This window comes from Actinoplanes sp. NPDC051494, assembly GCF_044454705.1.
In the GTDB taxonomy this organism is placed as follows: domain Bacteria; phylum Actinomycetota; class Actinomycetes; order Mycobacteriales; family Micromonosporaceae; genus Actinoplanes.
In genome coordinates this window covers 505,017-527,587 of the sequence record NZ_JBITDZ010000002.1, presented here as the reverse complement: position 1 = coordinate 527,587, position 22,571 = coordinate 505,017, and the positions used below count along the sequence as shown (strand labels likewise).

Annotated in this window: 23 protein-coding genes and 1 pseudogene; 12 read left to right on the top strand and 12 right to left on the bottom strand. The window is 72.1% G+C overall.

Annotation, left to right across the window (positions count from 1 at the left end; translation table 11 throughout):
• Positions 1–88: 88 nt before the first annotated feature.
• Both ACIA6A_RS09080 and ACIA6A_RS09075 read right to left on the bottom strand, forming a co-directional pair.
• Positions 89–1,339 (bottom strand): D-arabinono-1,4-lactone oxidase, encoded by a 1,251-nt coding sequence (locus ACIA6A_RS09080; RefSeq protein ID WP_396096954.1) that lies wholly within the window; start codon positions 1,337–1,339, stop codon positions 89–91.
• Between the two features lie 55 nt (positions 1,340–1,394).
• Positions 1,395–2,318 carry a lamin tail domain-containing protein gene (locus ACIA6A_RS09075; protein WP_396096953.1) on the bottom strand — a complete coding sequence of 308 codons (924 nt, stop codon included), beginning with the start codon at positions 2,316–2,318 and terminating at the stop codon, positions 1,395–1,397.
• 92 nt (positions 2,319–2,410) lie between these two features.
• On the opposite strand from ACIA6A_RS09075, the gene ACIA6A_RS09070 reads away from it, so the two are divergent.
• The gene (locus ACIA6A_RS09070) at positions 2,411–3,127 is read left to right on the top strand and encodes an NAD(P)H-binding protein (RefSeq protein ID WP_396096952.1); all 717 of its coding nucleotides are present in this window, start codon (positions 2,411–2,413) and stop codon (positions 3,125–3,127) included.
• A 51-nt stretch (positions 3,128–3,178) separates the two neighbouring features.
• Here the strand turns inward: ACIA6A_RS09070 and ACIA6A_RS09065 are convergent, their stop codons facing one another.
• Positions 3,179–4,087 carry a LysR substrate-binding domain-containing protein gene (locus ACIA6A_RS09065; protein WP_396096951.1) on the bottom strand — a complete coding sequence of 303 codons (909 nt, stop codon included), beginning with the start codon at positions 4,085–4,087 and terminating at the stop codon, positions 3,179–3,181.
• Between the two features lie 69 nt (positions 4,088–4,156).
• Here ACIA6A_RS09065 and ACIA6A_RS09060 point away from each other — a divergent pair, with 69 nt between their 5' ends.
• From ACIA6A_RS09060 to ACIA6A_RS09050, 3 genes are read left to right on the top strand one after another with little or no spacing between them, the layout of a single operon-like run.
• On the top strand, positions 4,157–5,368 hold the full coding sequence (locus ACIA6A_RS09060; protein ID WP_396096950.1) for a thiolase family protein: 1,212 nt from the start codon (positions 4,157–4,159) through the stop codon (positions 5,366–5,368).
• Positions 5,365–6,021: a 3-oxoacid CoA-transferase subunit A gene (locus ACIA6A_RS09055; protein WP_396096949.1), complete on the top strand. Its 657-nt coding sequence runs from the start codon at positions 5,365–5,367 to the stop codon at positions 6,019–6,021. The genes ACIA6A_RS09060 and ACIA6A_RS09055 overlap by 4 nt, the downstream gene beginning before the upstream one ends.
• Before the next feature lie 20 nt (positions 6,022–6,041).
• Positions 6,042–6,671, top strand: a complete 630-nt coding sequence (locus tag ACIA6A_RS09050) for a 3-oxoacid CoA-transferase subunit B (RefSeq protein ID WP_396097614.1) — start codon at positions 6,042–6,044, stop codon at positions 6,669–6,671.
• Between the two features lie 113 nt (positions 6,672–6,784).
• Here the strand turns inward: ACIA6A_RS09050 and ACIA6A_RS09045 are convergent, their stop codons facing one another.
• The 4 genes from ACIA6A_RS09045 to ACIA6A_RS09030 form a co-directional block, all read right to left on the bottom strand.
• Positions 6,785–7,618 (bottom strand): hypothetical protein, encoded by an 834-nt coding sequence (locus ACIA6A_RS09045; protein ID WP_396096948.1) that lies wholly within the window; start codon positions 7,616–7,618, stop codon positions 6,785–6,787.
• 38 nt (positions 7,619–7,656) lie between these two features.
• Positions 7,657–7,995, bottom strand: coding sequence for a hypothetical protein (locus tag ACIA6A_RS09040; protein WP_396096947.1), 339 nt, complete (start codon positions 7,993–7,995; stop codon positions 7,657–7,659).
• Between the two features lie 237 nt (positions 7,996–8,232).
• Positions 8,233–9,104, bottom strand: a protein-coding gene (locus ACIA6A_RS09035; protein ID WP_396096946.1) for an IS5 family transposase whose coding sequence is annotated in 2 segments (ribosomal slippage) — positions 8,233–8,738 and positions 8,738–9,104 — 873 coding nt in all. Because the reading frame shifts where the segments join, the coding sequence is not laid out codon by codon here.
• A 15-nt stretch (positions 9,105–9,119) separates the two neighbouring features.
• Entirely contained in the window at positions 9,120–9,665 is a 546-nt protein-coding gene (locus tag ACIA6A_RS09030; protein ID WP_396096945.1) for a hypothetical protein, read from the bottom strand.
• A gap of 319 nt (positions 9,666–9,984) precedes the next feature.
• On the opposite strand from ACIA6A_RS09030, the gene ACIA6A_RS09025 reads away from it, so the two are divergent.
• Positions 9,985–11,523, top strand: coding sequence for an MFS transporter (locus tag ACIA6A_RS09025; protein ID WP_396096944.1), 1,539 nt, complete (start codon positions 9,985–9,987; stop codon positions 11,521–11,523).
• Here ACIA6A_RS09025 and ACIA6A_RS09020 read toward each other — a convergent pair.
• Positions 11,473–12,483 carry a LacI family DNA-binding transcriptional regulator gene (locus ACIA6A_RS09020; RefSeq protein WP_396096943.1) on the bottom strand — a complete coding sequence of 337 codons (1,011 nt, stop codon included), beginning with the start codon at positions 12,481–12,483 and terminating at the stop codon, positions 11,473–11,475. The two genes, ACIA6A_RS09025 and ACIA6A_RS09020, sit on opposite strands and share 51 nt — an antisense overlap.
• A gap of 69 nt (positions 12,484–12,552) precedes the next feature.
• Between ACIA6A_RS09020 and ACIA6A_RS09015 the strand changes: the two genes are divergently transcribed.
• The gene (locus ACIA6A_RS09015) at positions 12,553–13,746 is read left to right on the top strand and encodes an FAD-dependent oxidoreductase (protein ID WP_396096942.1); all 1,194 of its coding nucleotides are present in this window, start codon (positions 12,553–12,555) and stop codon (positions 13,744–13,746) included.
• A 71-nt stretch (positions 13,747–13,817) separates the two neighbouring features.
• Here ACIA6A_RS09015 and ACIA6A_RS09010 read toward each other — a convergent pair whose 3' ends face one another.
• Positions 13,818–14,063, bottom strand: a complete 246-nt coding sequence (locus tag ACIA6A_RS09010) for a hypothetical protein (RefSeq protein ID WP_396096941.1) — start codon at positions 14,061–14,063, stop codon at positions 13,818–13,820.
• Positions 14,064–14,122: 59 nt separating this feature from the next.
• Positions 14,123–14,731 (bottom strand): hypothetical protein, encoded by a 609-nt coding sequence (locus tag ACIA6A_RS09005; protein WP_396096940.1) that lies wholly within the window; start codon positions 14,729–14,731, stop codon positions 14,123–14,125.
• Positions 14,732–14,894: 163 nt separating this feature from the next.
• Here ACIA6A_RS09005 and ACIA6A_RS09000 point away from each other — a divergent pair, with 163 nt between their 5' ends.
• The 3 genes from ACIA6A_RS09000 to ACIA6A_RS08990 all read left to right on the top strand — a co-directional run bounded on the left by ACIA6A_RS09000 (position 14,895) and on the right by ACIA6A_RS08990 (position 18,280).
• Positions 14,895–15,818 (top strand): hypothetical protein, encoded by a 924-nt coding sequence (locus tag ACIA6A_RS09000; protein ID WP_396096939.1) that lies wholly within the window; start codon positions 14,895–14,897, stop codon positions 15,816–15,818.
• 1 nt (position 15,819) lies between these two features.
• Positions 15,820–17,001 carry a serine hydrolase domain-containing protein gene (locus tag ACIA6A_RS08995; protein WP_396096938.1) on the top strand — a complete coding sequence of 394 codons (1,182 nt, stop codon included), beginning with the start codon at positions 15,820–15,822 and terminating at the stop codon, positions 16,999–17,001.
• A gap of 145 nt (positions 17,002–17,146) precedes the next feature.
• On the top strand, positions 17,147–18,280 hold the full coding sequence (locus ACIA6A_RS08990; protein ID WP_396096937.1) for an alpha/beta fold hydrolase: 1,134 nt from the start codon (positions 17,147–17,149) through the stop codon (positions 18,278–18,280).
• Positions 18,281–18,367: 87 nt separating this feature from the next.
• Here the strand turns inward: ACIA6A_RS08990 and ACIA6A_RS08985 are convergent.
• Positions 18,368–18,670, bottom strand: a pseudogene (locus tag ACIA6A_RS08985) (LuxR C-terminal-related transcriptional regulator); the annotation flags it as partial.
• Between the two features lie 182 nt (positions 18,671–18,852).
• On the bottom strand, positions 18,853–19,704 hold the full coding sequence (locus ACIA6A_RS08980; RefSeq protein WP_396096936.1) for a P1 family peptidase: 852 nt from the start codon (positions 19,702–19,704) through the stop codon (positions 18,853–18,855).
• Positions 19,705–19,766: 62 nt separating this feature from the next.
• Here ACIA6A_RS08980 and ACIA6A_RS08975 point away from each other — a divergent pair, with 62 nt between their 5' ends.
• The 3 genes from ACIA6A_RS08975 to ACIA6A_RS08965 are packed head-to-tail and all read left to right on the top strand — an operon-like array spanning position 19,767 to position 22,410.
• Positions 19,767–20,186, top strand: coding sequence for a DUF6403 family protein (locus ACIA6A_RS08975; protein WP_396096935.1), 420 nt, complete (start codon positions 19,767–19,769; stop codon positions 20,184–20,186).
• Entirely contained in the window at positions 20,183–21,490 is a 1,308-nt protein-coding gene (locus ACIA6A_RS08970) for a hypothetical protein (RefSeq protein ID WP_396096934.1), read from the top strand. Before ACIA6A_RS08975 ends, ACIA6A_RS08970 begins: the two co-directional genes overlap by 4 nt.
• On the top strand, positions 21,487–22,410 hold the full coding sequence (locus ACIA6A_RS08965) for a hypothetical protein (RefSeq protein WP_396096933.1): 924 nt from the start codon (positions 21,487–21,489) through the stop codon (positions 22,408–22,410). The genes ACIA6A_RS08970 and ACIA6A_RS08965 overlap by 4 nt, the downstream gene beginning before the upstream one ends.
• Positions 22,411–22,571: the final 161 nt, after the last annotated feature.

Sequence of the window (22,571 nt, the reverse complement as noted above, 5' to 3'; positions counted from 1 at the left end):
CGCCCAGTTCAGGGCTGGGCCGGTCCGGGCTGGGCCGGTCAGGGCTGGGCCGGTCAGGGCTGGGCCGGTCCGGACCGGTCGGGCAGCGTCAGTCGAGCAGGGCGTTCAGCCAGGGGTTGCGGAAGACGCCCTGCGGGTCGTACTCGCGGGCCAGGGCCGCGAAGTCGGCGAAGCGTTCGTACTGGCCGCGGATCGTGGCCGGTGCCGTCGTGAAGACCTTGCCCCAGTGCGGGCGGGCGTCGAGCGGGGCGAGGGCCTCCTCCAGGCGGGCGACCACCGGCAGCACCGCGTCGGTGTCCGCGATCCACGTGAAGTGCAGGGCGAACGTGTCGCGCTGGTAGTTCGGGCTCAGCCACAGGTCGTCCGCGGCGATGGTGCGCAGTTCGCAGATCTGCAGGACCGGGGAGACGTGCGCGCCGATCGCGGCGACGGCGTCGATCGCCTCCAGAGCCCGGGCGCGGGGCACGTGGTACTCCGACTGGAGCTCCTCGCCGCTGCTGGGGGTGAACTCCAGGCGGAAGTGCGGCAGCCGGGTGTGCCAGGGGCCGGGTTCGCCGGACTGGTCGGTGCTGTTCTGCGCGGGCATGCCGGGCACCGGGTGGCGGGGCGCGTCGGCCCGCCGGGCGCCGTGCCAGTCGCCGTCGGGCAGGGCGTCGCGGCGCTTCAGCCACGCCATGTTGACGTCCGGGCCCTTCCAGTTGGTGAAGAGGCTGACGCTGTATCCGTCCGCGAGCAGGGTCTGCAGGTCGTTGTCGATCGCGGCGCGCGGCAGGTCGTCGTACACGTATTGACGCAGTTCGAAAGCCGGGACGACGTCGAGGGTGAGTGCGGTGACCACGCCCAGCGCGCCGAGGCCGACGACCGCGCCGAGGAAGGCGTCGCCGTCGGCGTCGCGGCGCAGGGTGACGAGCTTGCCGTCGCCGCGGACGAGCTCGATCGCCGAGACGGCGGTGGCCAGGTTGCCGTTGGTCTCGCCGGAGCCGTGGGTGGCGGTGGCGATCGCGCCCGCGACCGAGATGTGCGGCAGGGACGCGGTGTTGTGCAGGGCCAGGCCCTCGGCGTGCAGCAGCGCGACCAGCTCGCCGTAGCGGATGCCGCCGTCCACCCGCACCGAGTTGTGGTACGGCCCGACCTGGAAGATCCGCGGCAGCCCGGCCAGGGAGATCAGGTCACCGGTGGTGTCGGCCATCCGGTTGAAGGAGTGCCCGCTGCCGAGCACCTTGACCGGGCCGCCGCCCGCCACCAGTTCCTGAACCTGCTCCACCGTGGTGGGCCGGTGCAGCCGCCGGGCCTCGAAGACGATGTTGCCGGCCCAGTTGGTCACCCGTTCGTCGCTCATGTGTCCAGCAGATCACGAATTCATTGCGGAAGTCACTGGCAAGAAGATCCAAAAATCACCCGGCCGGATAGATCATCCAGGCGCGCAGGTCACCCTGCGGATCGAACAGGTACGCGCCGTCGCCGTGATCCTGTTCGTCATGGGTCGGGTTGTCGAAGATCGGGCCCGGGAGCCGCCAGTAGAAGTCGGTCGCGGTCGTGGTGCCGGTACCGACGTGCACGGTGACCGCCTGACCGGCCCCGATCATGGTGTGGGCCGGGAACGTGAAGCGGCGCAGACCCGAGTCGCGGACCCACCAGCCGCCCACCGCGATCGCGGACGCCGACCGGTTGAGGATCCGGACCGACTCCCCGACGTAGTCGACGTCCACCGAGATCCGCGCCGCCTGGAACGGCCCGGTGCCGCACGCGTCGGTGTCGAACAGGTTGAGCCCCGCCCGGGCGGCCCGCTGCGAGGCCGTCCGGTACGCCGTGTTCCACGCCCATTCACTCTGGAACGGCTGCCACAGGGCGAGACCGCGGCCGATGAGGTCGAGGCCGACGTCGCGCCAGGCACCGTTGATCCGTACCTGGACCGCGCGCAACGGCCGGTCCCGGCTGGTGCTGCCCGGGTTTTGGGCGGTCAGCCGGACGATCCCGCCGCCGGCCCGGACCAGCTGTTCGAGGCGCGCGGTGGCCTCCAGGGCGTGGCAGTCGCCGCGCCGCTTCGCCCGGTCGGAGGCGTACACGCTCTGTTCCATGGCCTGGACGTCGATCAGCCGGATCGACCGTGGCACCGGGGTGCCGTCGCCGGCGAGGTCGACCTGCAGCGTGTCGCCGTCGCTGACCCGCACGACCTTGCCGGTCCACACCTGGCAGACGACGGCGCTGCCCGGACCGATGCCGCCGGGCAGGCAGTACGTGGTCGACGCGGACGCCGGCAATGGCAGGCCGACGGCGAGGGCGATCCCAGCGGCGAGGGAGACGAGACGACGCAGCATGAGTTCCGTATCGGCGCGCCGGGCACGGCCCTGACGGTGCCGCCGGGGGTAATTCGGTTGACGGCCGGTGGCGGCGTCACGAAGGTGGGCGCATGATCGCTGTCACCGGTGCGACCGGTCAGCTCGGCCGCCTCGCCGTCGCCGAGCTTCACGAACGGCTCCCGGCACGAGACGCCGCCGAGCCGGTCCCGGCACGGGACGTCGTCGCCCTGTCCAGGCCGGACGTCGACTACGACCGGCCGGAGAGCCTCGCCGCCGCGTTCGCCGGGGTGACCCGGTTGCTGTTCGTGTCGTCGCCGGAACCGGACCCCGCCCGCCGGATCACCCAGCACCGGGCGGTGATCGACGCGGCCGTCGCGGCCGGGGTCGAGGCGGTGGTCTACACCAGCTTCCACGAGATCGCGGGGCTGTTCGAGGCGCACGGCGCGACCGAGGAAGCCCTGGCCGGCAGCGGGTTGGCGTACACGGTCCTGCGCAATCCGTTCTACACCGACCCGTTCCTGCCGCCGTCCGGCGATCTTGTGCACGCGACCGGCGGGCAGCCGCTCAACACCGCCTACCGGCAGGACCTGGCGGAGGCCGCGGTGACCGCGCTGTTGAGCGATCGGCACACCGGACGCAGGTACGACCTGACGGGCCCGCTCTGGACGTTTCCGCAGTTCGCCTCGTCGAGGGGAGTCGTCGCGCGCGAGGGCGACGTCGCCGGCCCGATGGGCTGGCTGCACTCGCTGGCCCGCGCGGGACGGCTCTCCCACCAGACACCGGACCTCGCGGAACTGCTGGGCCGCCCGGCCCGCGCCCCGCACTGAACGGCTCGCTGATCTGACGGCGCCACCAGGGCTTTCCCGCGGCGCGCCGCGCTAGACGGACGGGGCCGCGGGGGCGTTCCTCACGTGCGCCTCGATGAGGCCGGCGACGAGGCGGACGCCGGGTGCGGTCTCGGCGGCGCGGGTCGCCATCACCAGGTCGACCGTCGCGCTGCCCTGGGTCAGGGGGACGTAGACGACGCCGGCGAGACCGAGGGACCGGACCGACGCCGGCACCAGGGCCACCCCCATGCCGGCCGCCACGAACGTGACCAGGGTGGAGGTCTCCCGTACCTCGATGATCTCCCGGGGTTCGAAACCCGCCGCCCGGCACGTGTCGAGCAGGCTCTGGTGCATCGACGACAACCGCCGCGACGGGTGCGAGACGAACGCGTCGGCGGCGAGGGTGGTCAGGTCGAGGGCGCCGGCGGTGGCCCGGGGATCGTCCGCCCGCAGCGCCGCGACCAGCGGTTCGGTGCGCAGCGGCACGAGGTGCAGGCCCGACGGGTCGACCGGCGGGCGCATCAGCGCGACGTCCAGCGAGAAGTCGAGGACACCGGCCACCAGTTCCGGGGTCAGCATCTCGCCGCGCAGGTCGAGGCGCAGATCCGGTAGTCCGGCTCGCAGTTCCCGCGCCACACCGGGCAGGACGTCGTACGTCGCGGTGCCGATGAAGCCGATCCCGACCGTGCCGAGCCGGCCCTGGGCCAACCGGGCCTGTTCGTCCTCGGCCCGCTCGATCAGCGCGAGGATCGCATGAGCCCGGTCGAGCAGCAGCGCCCCGGCCTCGGTCAACTCGACACGGCGGGTGGACCGGGCGAACAACGTGCTGCCGAGCTGCTTCTCCAACTGCCGGATCTGCTGCGAGAGGGCGGGCTGGGCCAGGTGCAACCGGGCGGCGGCGCGACCGAAGTGCAGCTCCTGCGCCAGCACGGTGAACGACGTGAGCTGCCGCAGATCCATACGCTCAGCTTATCAATCGCTGGACATTGAATATTGGAGACAATCAGTTGGCGGCCTTACGGTGAGAGCATGACCGCGAGCTTTCTGTACGGTGCCGCGCGTACCCCGTTCGGCCGCTTCGGTGGCGCGCTGGCCGGCGTCCGCCCCGACGATCTCGCCGCGACCGCGCTCGGTGGCCTGCTCGACCACCATCCCGGCCTCGACCGCGACGCTGTCGGGGACGTGCTGTGGGGCTGCGCCAACCAGGCCGGGGAGGACAACCGCAACGTCGGCCGGATGGCCGTGCTGCTCGCCGGCCTGCCGGTGACGACACCCGCGACCACGATCAACCGGCTCTGCGGCTCCAGCCTCGACGCCGCGATGATGGCGTCGCGCACCGTGGAGACCGGCGACGCCACGGTCGTGGTGGCCGGCGGCGTGGAGTCGATGACCCGCGCGCCCTGGGTCATGCCCAAGCCCGAGAAGGCGTTCCCGGCCGGCAACGTCACCGCGGTCTCGACGACGCTGGGCTGGCGGCTGGTCAACTCCCGCATGCCGGCGGAGTGGACCGTGTCGCTCGGCGAGGCCAACGAGCAGCTGCGCGACCGGTTCGGCATCGCCCGGGAGCGACAAGATGAGTTCGCACTCAGGTCACACCGCCTCGCCGCCGCGGCGTGGGAGGACGGCTTCTACGACGGGCTCGTGGTCCCGGTGCCCGGCACGGTGCTGACCCGCGACGAGAGCATCCGGGCCACCGGGACGCTGGAGAAGCTGGCCGCACTGGCGCCCTCGTTCCGCCCCGACGGGACGATCACGGCGGGCAACGCGTCGCCGCTCAACGACGGCGCCGCGGCCGTACTCATCGGGTCGGAGTCCGCGGCCGCGACCATCGGCAGCGAGCCGGTGGCCCGCATCGCCGGTCGTGGTGCGGCGGCGCTGGAGCCGCAGTTGTTCGGGTTCGCCCCGGTCCGGGCCGCGGAACTGGCCCTCGAGCGGGCCGGCATCGGCTGGTCCGACGTCGGCGCGGTCGAGCTGAACGAGGCGTTCGCGGTGCAGAGCCTCGCCTGCGTCGACGCCTGGAAGATCGACCCGGCGATCGTGAACGCGAAGGGCGGGGCGATCGCCATCGGCCACCCGCTCGGCGCGTCCGGTGCCCGGATCCTGGCGACCCTGGCGAAACGGCTCACCGGCTCCGGCGAACGCTGGGGCGTGGCGGCCATCTGCATCGGCGTCGGCCAGGCCCTCGCCGTCGTCCTCGAGAACGTCCGGACCACCCCCGCGCTCGGTGGGAGCGGCGCGTGACGGTCATCTGTGACACCGCCGACGAGGCCGTGGCCGGGGTCGCCGACGGGGCGGTGGTGCTGGTCGGCGGGTTCGGGATGGCCGGGATGCCCACCGCTCTGGTCGACGCGCTGATCCGCCAGGGCAGCGGTGACCTGACCGTGGTCTCCAACAACGCCGGCAACGGGGACACGGGACTGGCCGCGCTGCTGGCCGCGGGACGCGTACGCAAAGTGGTCTGCTCCTTCCCCCGGCAGCACGACTCCTGGGTCTTCGACGGCCTGTACCGGTCCGGCCGGATCGAATTGGAAGTGGTGCCGCAGGGCACCCTCGCCGAGCGGCTGCGCGCGGCCGGCGCGGGGATCGGCGCGTTCTACTGCCCGACCGGGGCCGGCACCCTGCTCGCCGAGGGCAAGGAGACCCGGGAGATCGACGGCCGTACCCACGTCCTGGAATTCCCGATCAAGGGTGATCTCGCGCTGATCGGCGCCCACCGCGCCGACCGGATGGGCAACCTCGTGTACCGCAGGACCGCCCGCAACTTCGGCCCCGTCATGGCGACCGCCGCCGGCACCGTCGCCGTGCAGGTCCGCGAGGTGGTGGAGACGGGCACGCTCGACCCCGAGGCCGTGGTGACCCCGGGCATCTACGTCGACCGAGTGGTGGCGCTGTGAGCGGCCTGAGCAAGAACGAGATGGCCGCGCTCGTCGCCCGGGACATCCCGCACGGCGCGTACGTGAACCTCGGCATCGGTCTGCCCACCCTGGTGGCCGATCACCTCGACCCGGCGTCGGGCGTGGTGCTGCACACCGAGAACGGCATGCTCAACATGGGACCGCGGGCGCACGGCGACGACATCGACGAGGAACTCACCAACGCCGGTAAGATCCCGGTGACCGAGCTCCCCGGCGCGGCGTACTTCCACCACGCCGACTCGTTCGCGATGATGCGCGGCGGCCACCTCGACGTCTGCGTGCTCGGCGCGTTCCAGGTCTCCGCGACCGGCGACCTCGCCAACTGGCACACCGGGGCACCGGACGCGATCCCCGCGGTCGGCGGTGCGATGGACCTGGCGATCGGCGCCAAGCGCGTCTTCGTCATGACCACGATGTTCACCAAGGACGGCAGCCCCAAGATCGTGCCGGAATGCACCTGTCCCCTGACGGCGGAACGCTGCGTCGACCGCATCTACACCGACGTCGCCACACTCCAGGTGACCGGCTCCGGCCTGGTGGTCCTCGATCTTCATGGCATCGGGTACGACGACCTGGCCGCCCGCCTCACCGTGAAACTCACCGACGGCCGCACCCCGGATCGGCGCTGAGCAGGCGCCTCCCCGCCGCGAGAAAACGTCGCCACCGTGCCCCGCGCCGCCGCAAACGCGTCATTCGCGCAGCTGAAACGCGGTGAGCCCCGGCCAGCGCCTGACGGAGCGGATCAGACCGGCCGGAGCCACGGTTGCGGGTCGAGCATCGCGAAGCCGACCCGGGACAGCGTCGCGGCGATCTCCGGGGTGAGCGCGACCATCTCGATCCGGAACACGTCACCCGGTGCCCACAGGTAGACGCCGGTCTCCGGGCCGAGGTCCAGAAACATGCTCAGGGCCGCACCGACCGCGTTCTGGTCGGCGACGCTGGGACTGCCGGGCCGGCTCACCACGCAGAGGTTGCCCGGGACACGGCTGCGCAGCGCCGCCTCGGCCCGGGACGGATCCTCGGCCACCGTCTCCACCACCATCACCTGGATACCACCCGGGTACGTCACCCAGGGGCGGCGGAACTGCTCGGGATGCACCCGTTCCACATAGTCGTCGAGCTCGGCCAGTCCGTCGCCACCCGCGGCCGGCGGCGCCCATCCCCCTCGCGGTGCGGCGCACGGCAGCCCGCTCTCCGGCTCCGGCGGCGGGATGACACCGGCACCGGGCGGCAGCAGCGCGGTCGCCGCCAGGGCCCCGTCACGCCAGATCCCCCGGACCCGCGCGGATCCTGGCCGCAGATCGATACCGGTCAGCCGTACCGCGTACTCGCAGGCCGCGAAGCCGCCGCCGATCGGTTCGGGGGCAGGGGCACAGAAGCGTGCGCCACCGGCATCATCGATCTGGATCATCCCGGTGGCCTCGACCGCGGCACCGTCCCGCAGGATCAGGGCCTCGACCCGGGCCGGCGGGGCGACGGGCTCCCTTTCGGACCGCTCCCCCACGAGGACCACGCCGGCCAGGGCGGCGGCCACCGCAGCGGGCAGCCAACGACGGGCCAGGAAGATCAACGACACCTTCACACCATGATGTACGGACGAGAGCCCCCGCCGGGTCACCGATCGGACTGCGCGTGCCATCCGCAGTCGGGACAGAGGTCGAAGGCGGCGTACCGGCGCACCCGCGACCGGTCGCAGTGCGGGCAGCGGGCCGGCCGGTCGCCACCCGGTCCGGGCCGGTCCAGGCGCAGGACCGCGAAGTCGATGACGTGACGCAGGATGCCGTCGCCGGGATCGACGCTCATGCTGCCGGTCCGGTCCCGGACCACCGCACCGACGACCACCCACGGCCGGACCCGCGAGGACGGGCGGTCCGGGAGCAACGGCGAGACATCCGCGACCTCGACCTGATCGATACCGGTCAGGGTCGCGGCGTCCGGACGTACCCCCTCCACCCCGAGGCCGTCCCGCCAGCGCCGAACCGGGCCGCCCGGGTACGACCCGGAGCCGGAACCGGCCGAGCCTCGCCCCCCACTGCCGACAGCGGCCACCCCCCGAGCCCCGCCGCCGGGACCAGCCAGGCCCGGACCAGCCAGGCCCGGACCAGCGCCACCGGCAGCAGCCACGCCTCGGGCGGTGCCATCAGAACCAGCCCCACCCCGGGTAGTGCCGTCTAGGCCGTGTCCTGCCGATCATCGAAGCCAGATCAAAGCGGCGATGAGCAGCAATGATGAACGGTAGAGGGCAGCGCGTTTGGCGTAGCGAGTCGCGAGGGCTCGCCATTGTTTCAACCGGTTGAAGCAGCGTTCTACCACGTTTCGCTGCCGGTAGACCTGCTTGTCGAACTCGGGCGGTCGGCCGCCGTGACTGCCTTTGGCAGCCCGGCGGGCGACCTGGTCGACGCGTTCGGGGATGGTGTGAGCAATGCCGCGGCGGCGTAGGCCGCGTCGGGTGGGGTCATGGGCATAAGCCTTGTCCGCGATCAGCATGTCCGGCCGCTTCCGGGGCCGGCCCGGGCCGCCGTAGTGCACCCGGATCGCGTCCAGCAACGCGAACAGCTGCGGGTTGTCACCGCACTGGCCCGGCGTGAGCAGCACCGCCAACGGGCGGCCACGGCCATCGACGGCGAGATGAATCTTGGTGGTTAGCCCACCCCTCGAGCGACCCAGCGCTTCACCATCCGCCGCTGGAATCGCGATACCGCCGGCAGATCCCCCTTTTTGCGGGCTCCGGCGGCGTGCTGATGGGCACGCACGACGCTGGAGTCCACGCTGATGATCCATTCGACTGGCTGACCGTCGTCATAGACCTGTGCCTGGGCCAGGATCCGTTCCCAGGTGCCGTCATCGGTCCACCGGCGCAACCGTTCATGACAGGTCTTCCACGGCCCGTAGCGTTCCGGCAGATCCCGCCACGGAGCCCCGGTCCGCAACTTCCACAAGATCCCGTTGATCACTTGACGGTGCTCTCGCCACCGCCCTGACCTGCGACCCGGCTCCGGCAACAACGGCTCGATCACCGACCACGCCTTATCCGTCAACTCACCACGCCCAACACCCGACACATCAACCAGAACTGATCAACTGATCGGCAGGACACGGCCTAGACCATCCCTGTCCCGGGTCGGACCGGCGGGGTGGGCGAAGCGGCCAGGGCGGCCCGGGCCGGGCGCGGAGATGCCGGAGTAGTCGCGGTCCTGATCCGCTCCCTCGGCGCCAGCCGGGCCGGGCCCGGGAGCGCCGGGGTGGGCCGGGCCCTGCGTGGGTTGGGCGGAGCGGGCCCGGCCGGACGCGGGAGCGCCGGGGTGGGCCGGGTCGCGGGCGGGGGCCCCGAGGCGGGCTCGTAGGACCAGGCAGACGGTGGCGGTGTCGGTGCCGAGCATGCCGATCTTCACATCGGCGTCGCGGCCGTCGTTGAGTCCGGAGAGGAGCGCCAGTTCGGCCGGGGCGGTGGCGCCCGGGTGCAGGAGCGGGACCGCGCCGCGGACGAATTCCCAGAGGGCGTCGCGGATCGCCGGGCGGACCACCTCGTCACAGGCCGCCGCACGCCACCGCCCGGTCGTGGCTGCGCCCGGCGGGCGGCGGCGGACCGGCACGAAGATCTCGGAGGGCCCGGGAGCACTCATGATCGCATCGTGTCATCACGGCCCCCGTCGATGATCACCGGGCCCGCGCGACAAGGAGGCGACCCGCGCCGTCGTGAAGCGGCCCAGGAAACGGGCCACGCCAACGGAAGACACACCCGCGCGGCGGAAGACGACCCGCCCAGCCGTCGAAGGTGGCCGGCGAACGAGCCCGGGAACGCGAACCGTGAGCGGGAGGCCGGAAGCAGGACGGCGGACCACGGACGCCGGACCACGAGCGCCGGACCACGAGCGCCGGACCACGAGCGCCGGACCACGGGGGCCGGGAGCGGAATGCTTGTGGGCATGGTTGGGTGTGATCATGGGTGATGCGGTGGGGCTGCGGTCCGAGCGGGGGCCGGTGCTGGCCGCCGTCATGCTGGCCACCGCGCTCGTGGCCATCGATGCGACGATAGTCGCCACCGCGGTGCCGTCGATCGTGGCCGACATCGGTGGGTTCACCGAGTTCCCGTGGCTGTTCTCGGTCTATCTTCTCGCGCAGGCCGTCTCCGTACCCGTGTATGGGAAGTTGCTGGACCTTTTCGGACGCAAGCCGATCGTCCTGGCCGGTATCGCGCTGTTCCTGATCGGATCCATCGGGGGTGGCGCCGCGGGGAGCGTGGGGGTGCTCATCGCGTTCCGGGCGGTCCAGGGGCTGGGTGCCGGAGCGATCCAGCCGAGCACCATCACGATGATCGGCGATCTGTACTCGGTCCGGGAGCGGGCGAAGGTCCAGGGGTACATCGCCGGCGTGTGGGGTGTCTCCTCGGTGCTCGGGCCGGCCCTCGGTGGGCTGCTGAGCGAGTGGGCGTCCTGGCGGTGGATCTTCTTCGTCAACATCCCGTTGTGCCTGATCGCCGCCGCGGTCATCTGGCGGCATTTCGGGGAGCGGGTGACGCGCGGCAAGCCGGCGATCGACTATCGGGGCGCGGCGTTGCTCACCAGCGGTCTGACCCTGATCATTCTCGGTCTGCTGGAGGGTGGGCAGAGCTGGGCTTGGGGGTCGGTCACCGGGTTGGTGGTGCTCGGGGGCGGGGCCGCGTTGCTCGTCGCGTTCGGCTTCGTGGAGCGCACCGCGACCGATCCGGTGCTGCCGCTGTGGGTGTTCCGGCGCCGGCTGCTGGTCTCGGCCGGGCTGACCTCCGCCGGCGTGGGGGCGGTGCTGCTGGGTCTGACCTCGTACGTTCCCACGTACGCCCAGACGGTCCTCGGCGCGAGTCCGCTCGTGGCCGGGTTCGCGCTGGCGATGCTGCTGATCGGCTGGCCGTTGTCGGCGAGCCGGTCCGGGGCGATCTATCTGCGGCTGGGTTTCCGGGGGTGCGCGCTGATCGGTACGGCGATCGTGCTGGCCGGTTCGCTGCCGCTGCTCCTGCTGGACGAGCGGTCCTCGGTGCTGCAGGTCGGCGCGATCTGCCTGTTCATCGGGGTGGGCATGGGCCTGGTCGGGCCGCCGATCGTGGTCGCGGCGCAGGCCAGCGTGGGCTGGGCGGAGCGTGGCGTGGTGACCGCGAACAGCGTGTTCCTCCGGTCGCTCGGCAGTGCGATCGGGGTGGCGGCGTTCGGCGCGGTCGCGAACGCCACCCTCCGCGGCGACGACGCGACCGCGGGGACGGGGACGGGCGGCACGCTGAGCGGTGACGGGGCGAGCGCGGGCGCGGGCGCCACGCCAGGCGGCAGCGGGGCGGACCCGGCGTTGCTGACCAGCGCCGTACAGCACATCTTCGTGGGGTTGATCGTGGTCGCCGCGTTGATGGTCGTGATGGTGCTGCTGATGCCCCGCGGCGACCGGCCCGGGCCCGGCGCGGGGGTCTCAGGCCGAGCCGCGGCGGACCAGGCTGGTGGTGAGGACGACCTCGGTTGAGGGCGGCTCGATGCCGTCGATCTTGGAGAGCAGCAGGCGGACCATCTCCTCGCCCATGAGTTCGATCGGCTGGTGGACGCTGGTCAGTGGCGGGTCCGTGTGCCGGGCGATCACCGAGTCGTCGAAGCCGATCACCGCCACGTCCTCCGGGGTGCGCCGGCCCCGCTCGCGCAGCACCCGCAGGGCTCCCGCCGCCATCGCGTCCGAGGCCGCGAACACCGCGTCGAGGTCCGGGTGGGCGGCGAGCAGCTCGGCCATCGCCGCCGCGCCGCTCTCCTCGCTGAAGTCGCCGTGGGCGACCGGGCCCGCGCCGGCCACGTCGCGGTAGCCCGCGAGCCGGGCGACCCCCGCGGCCATGTCCTGCGGGCCGGTGATGGTGGCGATCCGCCGTCGGCCGGTCTCCTTGAGGTACGCGACCGCGGCGCGCGCCCCGCCCCGGTTGTCGGCGTCGACGTAGCAGCAGGTCTCGGCGCCGGCCGGGCGTCCCGCGCGGACCGTGGCGACGCCGCGTTCCTCGAGCTCCGTCGGCAGGCGGTCGGTGCCGTGCAGGGACAGCAGCAGGGCGCCGTCGACGTGCTGGCGGGTGAGGTAGCCCTCGAGGCGTTCGCGTTCGTGCGGGGCCTGGGCGATCATCAGGACCATCTGCAGGCCGCGGTCGACCAGGCCGGTGGAGATGGACTGCACGATGCGGCCGAAGAAGGGCTCGGCGAAGAAGCGTCGTCCCGATTCGAACACGACCAGGGCGATCGAGTCGGTGCGCTGGGTCACCAGCGTCCGGGCGGCCCGGTTGGGGACGTACCCGAGTTCGGCGATCGCGGTCTCCACCGCCGCCCGGGCCTGCGGGCTGACCTGCGCGGATCCGTTGACGACCCGGGAGACCGTGCCCCGGCCCACGCCCGCCCGCGAGGCGACCTCGTCCAGCGTCGGTGGCCGCACCGACCGGCTCCGCTCCGCCACCATCGCGTCCGCACCTTTCGCCCGAGTAGGAAGTCAACCTACCTTCCGGCGCCCAGGGCGTACGCTGCGGCCGTGCTGCGAGCTTTTCTCGTGTCCCGGTGGGGCGATGATCCGTGGTCGCGTGGGTCCTGGAGCCTGATCGGCCGGGGTGGCACCCCCGCCGACCGTACGACGCTGGGCGCCCCGGCCGGCCCCCGGCTGCGGATCGCCGGCGAGGCCACCCACGCGACCCGTGCGGGGATGGCGCACGGGGCGTACGAGAAGGGGACGGAAGCCGCCGCCTGGGCCGCCGACCTGGGGCACCGCCGGGTGGTGGTGATCGGGGCCGGGATGGCCGGGCTCGCCGCGGCGCGGCATCTGACCCGGCTGGGCGTGCACGCGGAGGTCTGGGAGGCCCGGGACCGGCTGGGCGGGCGCACCGCCGGGGCCGATCTGGACGGTTTCACGTTCGACCTCGGAGCGAACTGGCTGCAGCAGTATCCGGAGAACGCGCTGGCCCGCGTCGCGGAACGGCTGGGGCTGCGCACCGTCGCGACCGATTTCTCCGATCCGCTCGTGCTTTCCGGTGGCGTCCCCGCCTCGCCGGCTGTCGCCGAGGAGGTGGCTCGGAGGCTGGCCGCGGCACCGGTGGAGGCCTCGGTCGAGGACGCGCTGCGGCCCTGGACGCCCGAGATCCGGCGTTTCGCCGACGCCGAGATCATGATGGATTCCGGGGCGCCGCTGTCGTGGCTGAGCGCGCGGCACGGTTTCGAGCCCGGGGTCGGCGAGGGCGACCGCTGGATCGCCGGCAGTTTCCGCCCGCTGGTCGAGCATCTCGCGCGCGGGATCACCGTTCATCTGTCCCGGCCGGTGGAGAACATCCGGACCGATCCCGACGGGGTACGGGTGAACGGCGCGCCATTCGACGCCGCGATCGTGACCGTGCCGGTGTCCGTGCTCCACGCTGGAGTCATCACGTTCGATCCGCCATTACCCGATGCGCAGCTCGATGCTCTGTCCCGGCTCGGAATGGGGCGGGTGGAGAAGGTCGTGCTGCGGTTCGCCGAGCATTTCTGGCCGGTGTACCGGTCGGGTTACCACCGCGTGCACGGGCCGGCGGACGGCGACATCTGCGAATGGCTCGACGCGAGTGCGGGCGACGGCACGCCGACGGTGGCCGGCCTTTTCGCCGGGCCGTGGCTGGACGCGTTGTGGGCCGGCAGCGACGCCGAGATCGCCGGGCGGGCGGCCGCCGTACTCAGATCCGCGGTCCGGTCCTCGTCATGAGAAACCGAAAGGCCGCGCCGCCAGGGGGAAGTGGCAGCGCGGCCTTTCGGGGTCCGGCAAGGTCTGTGGGGTCAGGCGGCGTTCAGCACGACCGCGGCGAGGATCAGGCCGAGCACCCCGCCGGCGACCCCGGCCGCGGCGGCGTACCAGCCGAGCGGGCGGTCGCCGAGGTATCCGCCGACCGCGCCGAGCACGACGGCGACGAGGGCGAACAGCGGCGGGAAGAAGAGGATCGCGAGGGCCGCGAACACGAAGCCGACGATGGTGCAGACGCGGGCGCCGGAGACACCGGTACGGGACCTGCTGACCTGGGTCATCTTCCTTGCTCCTCCGTGAGATGTGCTGACATCGTTCAGCTACCCACAGTGGAGAAGGACTAATCCTGGTGCACCGGCTGCGTCTGCCGGCGGGCCTGCTGGACGTCGGCCATCAGCTGGTCCCAGACCGGGTCCGGGCGGAACGGGGCGAGTGGCACCAGGTCGCCGACCCGCGCCCAGGAATACTCCCACCAGGCCGCGACCCGGACCGGCCAGAGCCCGACGCGGATCGCCCCGGCGAGGAAGCACCGGTGCACCAGCAGGGTGGCGGTGAGCGTCTCCTCGTCGAACTCGGCGCCTTCCGCGTCGATCGCCCGGCCGAGCGCGCGCACGTCGCGGTGCATCTCCGAATACGTGATGAGGTGCGGGGTGGCCGGCACCAGGACCTCGGCGCCGGGCACCAGCATGTCCGCCGCGTACGCCGGCATGAAGACCACGTCGTCGACCGTGACGATCAGCGGGAGCTCCTCGTGGCCGCGGCGTACGCCCAGGTCGAGACCGGGCTGGCCGAGCGGCGTGATGATCTGCTCGAAGCCGAGGATGTCGCGGATCGCCAGCCGGACCGTGTCGCCGATGGCCGGGATGTGGACGATGACCGAGCCGGCCTCGGCCGACACCTCCGTGCCGGGGAGTTCCCCGAGCAGACCGACGAGCGCTTCACTGTGCATGGCCTCGTTATACCCAACGATGGCCAGCCAGACAATTCCAATGCGTAATCACAGCACTACTAAAGGTGATAATTGCGGGTGCCGCGAAAAGGTAAGGACTAGCCTCCGAGTACTACGCACCCGCGCACTTGTCCCGCCCGGTAATCAGACAAAGAATCGCTTCATGACGGTCGGCAAGGCGGATCTGCCCTATCCCTATAACCAGGACTTCTCGGGCATCGTCACCCGCGTGAAGGGTGTCCGGGAGGCAACACGCGCCGCTCTGGTGAACTCGCCGAAGGTGGCGTCCTACCTCAAGGCCGGCGCCAACCTCGTCGAGCAGAACCTCGGCGCGTGTGACTGGGCGGACGTCGCCGACGCCGGCCGCAAGCAGTACTGGTCGGGGCTGCGCTTCCTGACCGAGCGCGCCCTGTCGCGCGAGATGGAGCACCTCGAGCAGCCGTTCCTGCGGCAGAAGGGCGACGGGCCCTACCGCGCGACCTGGGCGAGTCACGACGACTACCTCAACGACCTGCTCACGTTCCTGTTCCACGCCATGAACTACGACCCGCAGTACGACGCCGAGGTGGAGACCCGCGGCTGGCTCGACGACGAGGAGAGCTTCGTCGACGCCATCGACCGCGCCACCTTCGCCGAGCTGCAGGCGATCTGCCGGATGCCGCTGTTCCGGCTGCAGCTGATCATGGTCGCCACCGCGGACCGCAACGACGGCATCCACGACGCGATCGCCAACCAGTACGACGGCGCGCTCGGTCCCTGGAAGAAGATCTACGAGTCGACGTTCGCCTCCCGCGGCTTCCAGCTGCGCCCCGGCGTCACGCTCGACCAGCTGGCGTACATGCTCGCCGCGATCACCGAGGGCTTCGCCCTGCACCACCTCGGCGACCCGGGCGCCGGCATCATCGGCGAGGACGACCACGAGGACAACCTGGTCGGTATGGCCGTGCTCGGCATCCTCAACAGCTACCTCGAACCCACCGGTGAACCCTCCGGGCTGACCTTGCGTGAACACTTTCGTGACGTCTCGCACCGGGCCCGCCCGGCGGACCGCAGCATCGACCGCCCCATCCACCAGAGCGGGGACTGACATGACCAGCACGACCGAGCCGGCCGTCGCCCGGGCCGCGGAGCGGCCCTCCTGGTGGGAACGGCAGAGCGACCTGATCATGCGGCGCCCGCTCAACGAGTGGACGTTCACCCACATGAACTGGTTGATGCCCACCGAGCGGGTGGCCGGCGGCCCGGATCACCGGCCGCTCCCGGCCGCCACGGTCCCGCTGGACCTGACCTACCGCTTCGACGACCGTGACCACAGCGTCGAGGACCTGCACCGGCGCACGTTCACCACCGCGTTCGTCGTGCTGCACCACGGCCGGATCGTGCACGAGAGCTACCCGGGGGCGTTCGCCGGCCCGCGGACCAGGATGCAGCTGTTCTCCCTGTCCAAGTCGGTCACCTCGATGCTGATCGGCATCGCCCTGGCCGACGGCGCGATCGGCTCGGTCAAGGACCTGATCACCGACTACCGGCCCGAGTTCGCCGGCACCGCCTACGACGGGGTCACCCTCGCCGACCTGCTCGACATGAGCAGCGGGGTGGGCGGGCTCGAGACCTGGGACGGCGCCGACAGCAGGATCCGTGACTTCGAGCGGGCGGCGCTCAGCGGCGGCGACCTCGGCGCCATCATCCGCTCGACGCCGCGCACCGCCGCGATCGGCGCGCAGTTCAACTACTCCACCTTCGACGCCCAGGTGCTGGGCTGGGTTCTGGAGGCGGCGACCGGGCGGACGCTCGCGGCGTACGCGTCGCAGCGCCTGTGGAGAAGGATCGGCGCGGAACGCGACGCCTACTACGGGTTGAGCCGTTCCCGGCCGCGCACCGCGATCAGCGCCGGCGCGTTCAACGCCACCGCCCGTGACCTGGCCCGCCTCGGTCTGCTCATGGCGCACGAGGGCCGTTTCGACGGCGAGCCGATCGTGCCCGGCGACTGGGCCCGGCGCAGCCGGGGCGCCGATCTCCCACATCTGTCGGTAGGCGCGCTCGGCCCCAGCGGCTATGATCACTATGGATATTCCAACCAGTGGTGGACGCTCGGCGAAAGCTCTTTTCAGGCGTTCACCGGCCTCGGTGTGCACGGTCAGTATCTGTTCGTCGACCCCGCGGCGGACGTCGTCATCGTCAAATGCAGCGCCTGGCCCACGGAGGACGATCCGGACCGTGACCGCGAGACCATCACCGCGCTACGCCGGATATCCGACCACCTAGCCTGAGCGCACCCCATTCCCGCGCCCCACGCGTGAGCAACAACCGCCCGTCCCCGTAATACCACCATGCCTTTTTCTCCCAGGATCCGGGAGCCACCGAAACACGCCCGGATTCGTTGACAACCATGCCCGATCCCGAAAGGACACATACATGAGAATTGCATTCCGGCGGCATCGCGCCGTCCGCCTGGCCGCTGCCGTCCAGGTCTTCGTCCTCACCCTCGCCGGTGTCGTGCTCACCACCGGCAGCCCCGCCGCCGCACTCGGCGTCGCGGGGTCGATCGTCACCCAGACCACGGTCGCCATCCCCGCGGAGTACACCCCCCTCGCGACCGCGAAGAAGATCACCTACGTCACCACCACCCCGGCCGGCGTCGCCGTCGTCACGTCCGGCCTGGTGTTCACGCCGAAGAGCAACAAGAAGAACAAGACGGTCGTCTGGGCCCACGGCACCACCGGCCTCGCCGACAAGTGCGCGCCGTCGACGGACAAGACGTACTTCTGGCCCGAGGCCAGGGACGCCGTCGCGGAGCTGGTGAAGCGCGGCTGGACGGTCGCCGCACCGGACTACACCGGGCTCGGCACCGCGGGCGACCACCCGTACCTGATTGGGCTCAGCGAGGCCCGGGCGATCATCGACAGCGCGAAGGCGGCCCGCAACCTCGACAGCGCACTGGGCACGCAGTACCAGATCGACGGCCACTCCCAGGGCGGCCAGGGTGCCCTGTTCGCCAACCAGATCGCCCCCGCCTACGACGGGGCTCTGGTCCTCAAGGGCACCGCGGCCATCGCCCCGGCCTCCAACCTCGACCTCATCGCACCCGCGATCCCCGGCACGCCCGGCCAGGGCTACCTCGTGATGGCCCTGTACGGCATCAAGGCCATCGAGCCGACGTTCAACCCGAACGCCTACCTGGCGCCGGCGGCCAAGTCGAAGACCTCGGTGGCCACCTCTAGTGGGTGCCTCTACGAGATCCTCGCCGCGTACGCCGGCCTCACCGACGTGCAGCTCGTACCGAACGGCGTGGTCTCGCAGGTGGTCCTCGACAAGCTCGCCCAGTACGGCAACCCGGCCGCCTCGGCCCCGAGCGTCCCGATCCTGATCGTCCAGGGCACCGCCGACGACGCCGTCCCGTACTCGATCACCGCCGACGTGCTGGTCCCCGAGCTGGAGACCTACAGCCAACCCGTCACGTTCGTCGAACTCGACGGCGTCGACCACGATCAAGCGGTCGTGCAGTCCGTCGGCACCGTGGCCGACTGGATCCAGTCGAATTTCGCCTGACCTCACCCCGCCCCTTCTCGGACCGGCCCCTGGGGAGGGACCGGCGGAACCCCACGCCACCACCCCGGCGTGGGGTTCCGTCGTGCCTCAGGTCTTCAGCAGTCCCCGCCGGAACGCCTCGGCGACGGCCGCGGCGCGGTCCCGCACGCCGAGCTTGTCGTAGATGTTCAGCAGGTGACTCTTGATCGTGGCCTCGGTGATGAACAGCCGGGTCGCCGCCTGCCGGTTGTTGTGGCCCGCGGCCACGAGTTCGAGGACCTCGAGCTCGCGCGGGCTGAGCACCGGGACCACCACCGGGGTGCGTACCCGATTCATCAGCCAGGCCGCCACCGACGGCGACAGCGTGGTCTCACCGCGCGCCGCGGCCCGGACCGCGCGCAGCAGGTCCTCGAGGATCTCCCCCTTGTCGACGGTGAACGAGACATCATCGACCGCGACGGTGTCCCCGTAACGCTTGTGCAGGTTCCTGACCTCGATCACTGGTGGCATGCGTCCAGCCTTGCGCCGGCGGCGCCCGGCGAACACCGCCCGATGGACGGGACCCCGCGATCAACCGATCGGTGGATCGGCCGCTATCCGGGTACGGCCGCCCGGACCGCCGCGGCGATCACGTCGGTGGCCGCCGCGCGCAGCAGATCCAGGTCGAAGCCGCCGGTCACCGCACCGGTGGCCAGGGACACGACCGCGTCACCGTCGTACCGGGAGTGCGCGGGATGGATCGCCCTCGCGAACCCGGTGTGGCCGCTCTGCGCCACCAGGAAGCAGTCGCTCTTGCTGAGCCGCGCGTCGGTGATCACCACCGCGACGGTCGTGTTCTGCATCCCGCCCTTCACCCCGGCGATCCCCTCACCCGGGGCGAACACCGGCCCGCCGTGGTGATCCAGGACGTCGCCCCACGCGTTCACGACGACGATCGCGGCGACCCGGGCCGCGCCGACCGCCTGCTCCGCCGTGCCGAGGCCACCCGGATCGGACCGGCCCCGCCACGTCCCCGTCGACGCCCCGGTGCCCGCGCCCACCCGCCCGGTCCGCAACGGCTCCCCGCTCAGCGCCGCGAGGGCGGCCGCCCGTCCGGCAGCGGCATCCGGCGGCCCGGTACGCACCGACCCGTCGAAGATCGACATCCCGAGGACGATCGGCACCGGACCGGCCGGGGTGGGGAAACCGGCACCACGGTCCCGCAGCAACGCCATCACCCCGTCGGCTGCCGACAGCCCGAACGCCGAGCCGCCCGACAGCACCACCGCGTCGGCCCGGTCGACCAGCCGGGTGGGGTCGAGCAGGGCGAACTCCCGGGTCGCGGGAGCGCCGCCGCGCACCTCCCCCGAGGCGACCGTGCCCTCCGGCGGCAGGATGACGGTCACGCCGGTGCCGTCCCCGGTCCAGTTCCCCACGTACGCGGACAGCAGCTGGGTTCCAACCATCAGTCGATGATGCCCGCCCTGGTCACGGCGACACCGGCGACCGGCTGGCATGATGGCTGATCATGGGGTGGATCTGGGCGGCCGGGGCGACGATCCTGGTGCTCGGCGGATTCACCGCGGTCGCGCTGCCCAGGATGCGCGCCGCCACCGAACACCGGCGCAACGCCTGGTCCACCGCGAGGGCAGCAACAGCTACCGCCACGATCAGCCGCGACGCCGCCCGCACCACCCTCCCCGAGGCCGACCTCCTCCTGGCCCGCGCCGAGGCGATCACCGCAGCCGGCCAGGGCGGCCACCGAGCCGCCGAACAGGTCACCGATCTCGCCGGCCGAGCGGACCACCTCTGGCGCCAGGCCGAAACCGGCCACCCCCACCACGGCCCGCGACCCTCCACCCCGGACCTCGATCCCGGCACCCAGGACCACCTCCACCGTGGCGGCCCGGCCGACCGCGTGGACCCGGACGCCGAGGGCGGGCAGTGATCGCCCGGGTCCTGCGCTGGGTCTCGCTCGCCGTAGCCGTCACGTCGCTCGTCGTCTTCCTCGTCGCGCAGCGGCAGACCGCGGACGTCAGCTACGGCCGCTCCCCCGCGCCGGATGCCGCGCGGGCGGTGGCGCTGGGCGAGAGCGACACGGCCACCGTGCCGTCGGTCGCGGAGCTGACCGCGCTGCTCGCGGCCGATCCGGTGGTCCGGCTCCCCGGCTCGGTCGCCCGATGGGACGAAGCACGGGTACGCGCCGTCGCCGGCTCCGGGCTACGGATCCTCGTCGCGCCACCGGGGCTCGACGACGCCGAGCGCAAGCGCGTCCGTGACGTGGAGACCGCCGACGTCACCGTGATCGGCACCGAGGTCAGCGGTGGCGGGGTGCAGGCGGCCGGCGGCTCGCTCGCCGACTGGCGGATCCAGTTCGGCGCCGCCGACGTCACCAACCAGCTCGTCGCTGTCATCGCGCACGTGCGCGACCAGCCCGCTCCGGACTTCGTGGACACCTGGCGCTGGCGGGACCCGACCCCCGCTCAGATCGACATCGTGGTCGCGGAGTTGCGCAAGGACGGCTTCTACGCCGCCGCGGGCACGACCGCGACCGAGGGCTCGGAGACGGCGTTCCCCGGCGGCCTCTACGTGGTGCTGCCTCGACAAGATGAGTCGGCACTCAGGTACGGCCCCGCCCTCACCGCGGTGTTCCCGGACACCCCGATCATCGTGGTCTACGGCGACTGGATCGAATACCACGGCCCGCACGCCGACGAGTTCGCCGAGGTCGCGGCCGTCAGCTTCTACGCCCAGTTCGGCGACCGGCTGTCCCGGTTCGCGTACCCCCAGCAGAACGTGCTCACCGCGTACCTGAACCGGGTGACCGACGTCCGCTACGCCGGCATCTTCGACCGGCCGCTGCCCTACCGCCCCACCGATCCGCTGCGGGTCGCCCTGCCCGTGCTGCCCTGGTTGTTCGTCGCCGGCGCGGTGCTGTTCTTCGCGCTGTCGCTGCGGACGCTGCTCCGGCCACCCCGGCGACGGCGGTCCGGCGGGTTGCCCGCCCGTCTGGCCGGCCTGACCGCTCTGGCGGTGGAGATGTCCGCCCTGACGGACCGGACCGGTGACCCCGCGCTGACCAGGGCGATAGCCTCGCTCACCGCGGCGCGCTCCGCCCTCGACGACAACCTCCCCGACGCCACCGTACGACCGATGGTGGCCGAAGCTGAGTCCCAACTCGACATGGCCGCCCGCACCCTGCCGTACCCCGGCTACCGCCCGGACGACTACCTGCGGGGGCGACTGACATGAGGCGCGACTCTCCCAGTGGCCCCCGGGACAAGGCTCCCCGCCGGTCCCGGCCCGGGGTGCTCGGCTTCCTGGTCACGCCGTTCGGGCTGGCGGTCCTGGCCTGCCTCGGCCTCGCCGGCTGGGCCCTGTGGTCCGGCGGCGTCGTCGACGGCCCGATGGCCCGGCAGGTCCGCACCTCCTCGGTGTACGCGGCGCCGGGCACCGGCCTCGACGTGACCGCCGCCGAGCGGGTGATCGGCAACCGGCGCCTCGTCGTCCTGCTCCTGCCGGCGGACACCGAACCCCGGACCGGCTGCGACAAGGTCCGCCGTACGGCCGCCGGCACGTTGGTCCTCGGCCTGAGCCGCACCGGCACGGAATACGACACGTACTCGTGTGCCCTGCTGCCCGGCGTCAGCGACGAGAACTTCGGGCGAGCGCTGGTCGCGGAGACCACAGTGGCGCGCGGGGTCGATCAGTTCGCCGACCGGCCACTCGAGGCCGTCAAACTGGTCGTGGTCAACTACGACATGCTGGTCAGGGCGAACATCGTCCCCGACGGCGCCCGCACGGTCAGCCCGTCACTCCCCCGCTACCTCGTCGCGGGCGCGGCGGTGCTGATCATCATCCTGGGCTCGGTCCTGCTCTGGGCCGCCGGCCGCCGGGCCGGGCGCGCGGCCACGGACCGCCGGGACCGCATCGCCCGGGCGACCGACGCCCGCACAGCTCTGACCGCCGCCACCGCGGTCTTCGCCCAGCAGATCATCGACCTCGACGCCCGCTACCAGGACGGCCCGGATTCGTTCCGCGGCGAATACCGCAAACTGACCTCCGATCACCTCGCCCTGCTCGACCGCGTCCCCCACGCGGACGACGCCGAGGCCGCCCGCCTCACGGCCCAGGTCGAAACCCTCATCGACCGAGCCCGCAAACTCTCCTGACCGGCCGCACCCGAACACCGGATGGCCGCCGAACCGGCACCACCCGCACCGGCCCGTCCAGCCACGCCACGCCACGCCACGCCACGCCACGCCACGCCACGCCACGCCACGCCACGCCACGCCACGCCACGCCACGCCACGCCACGCCACGCCACGCCACT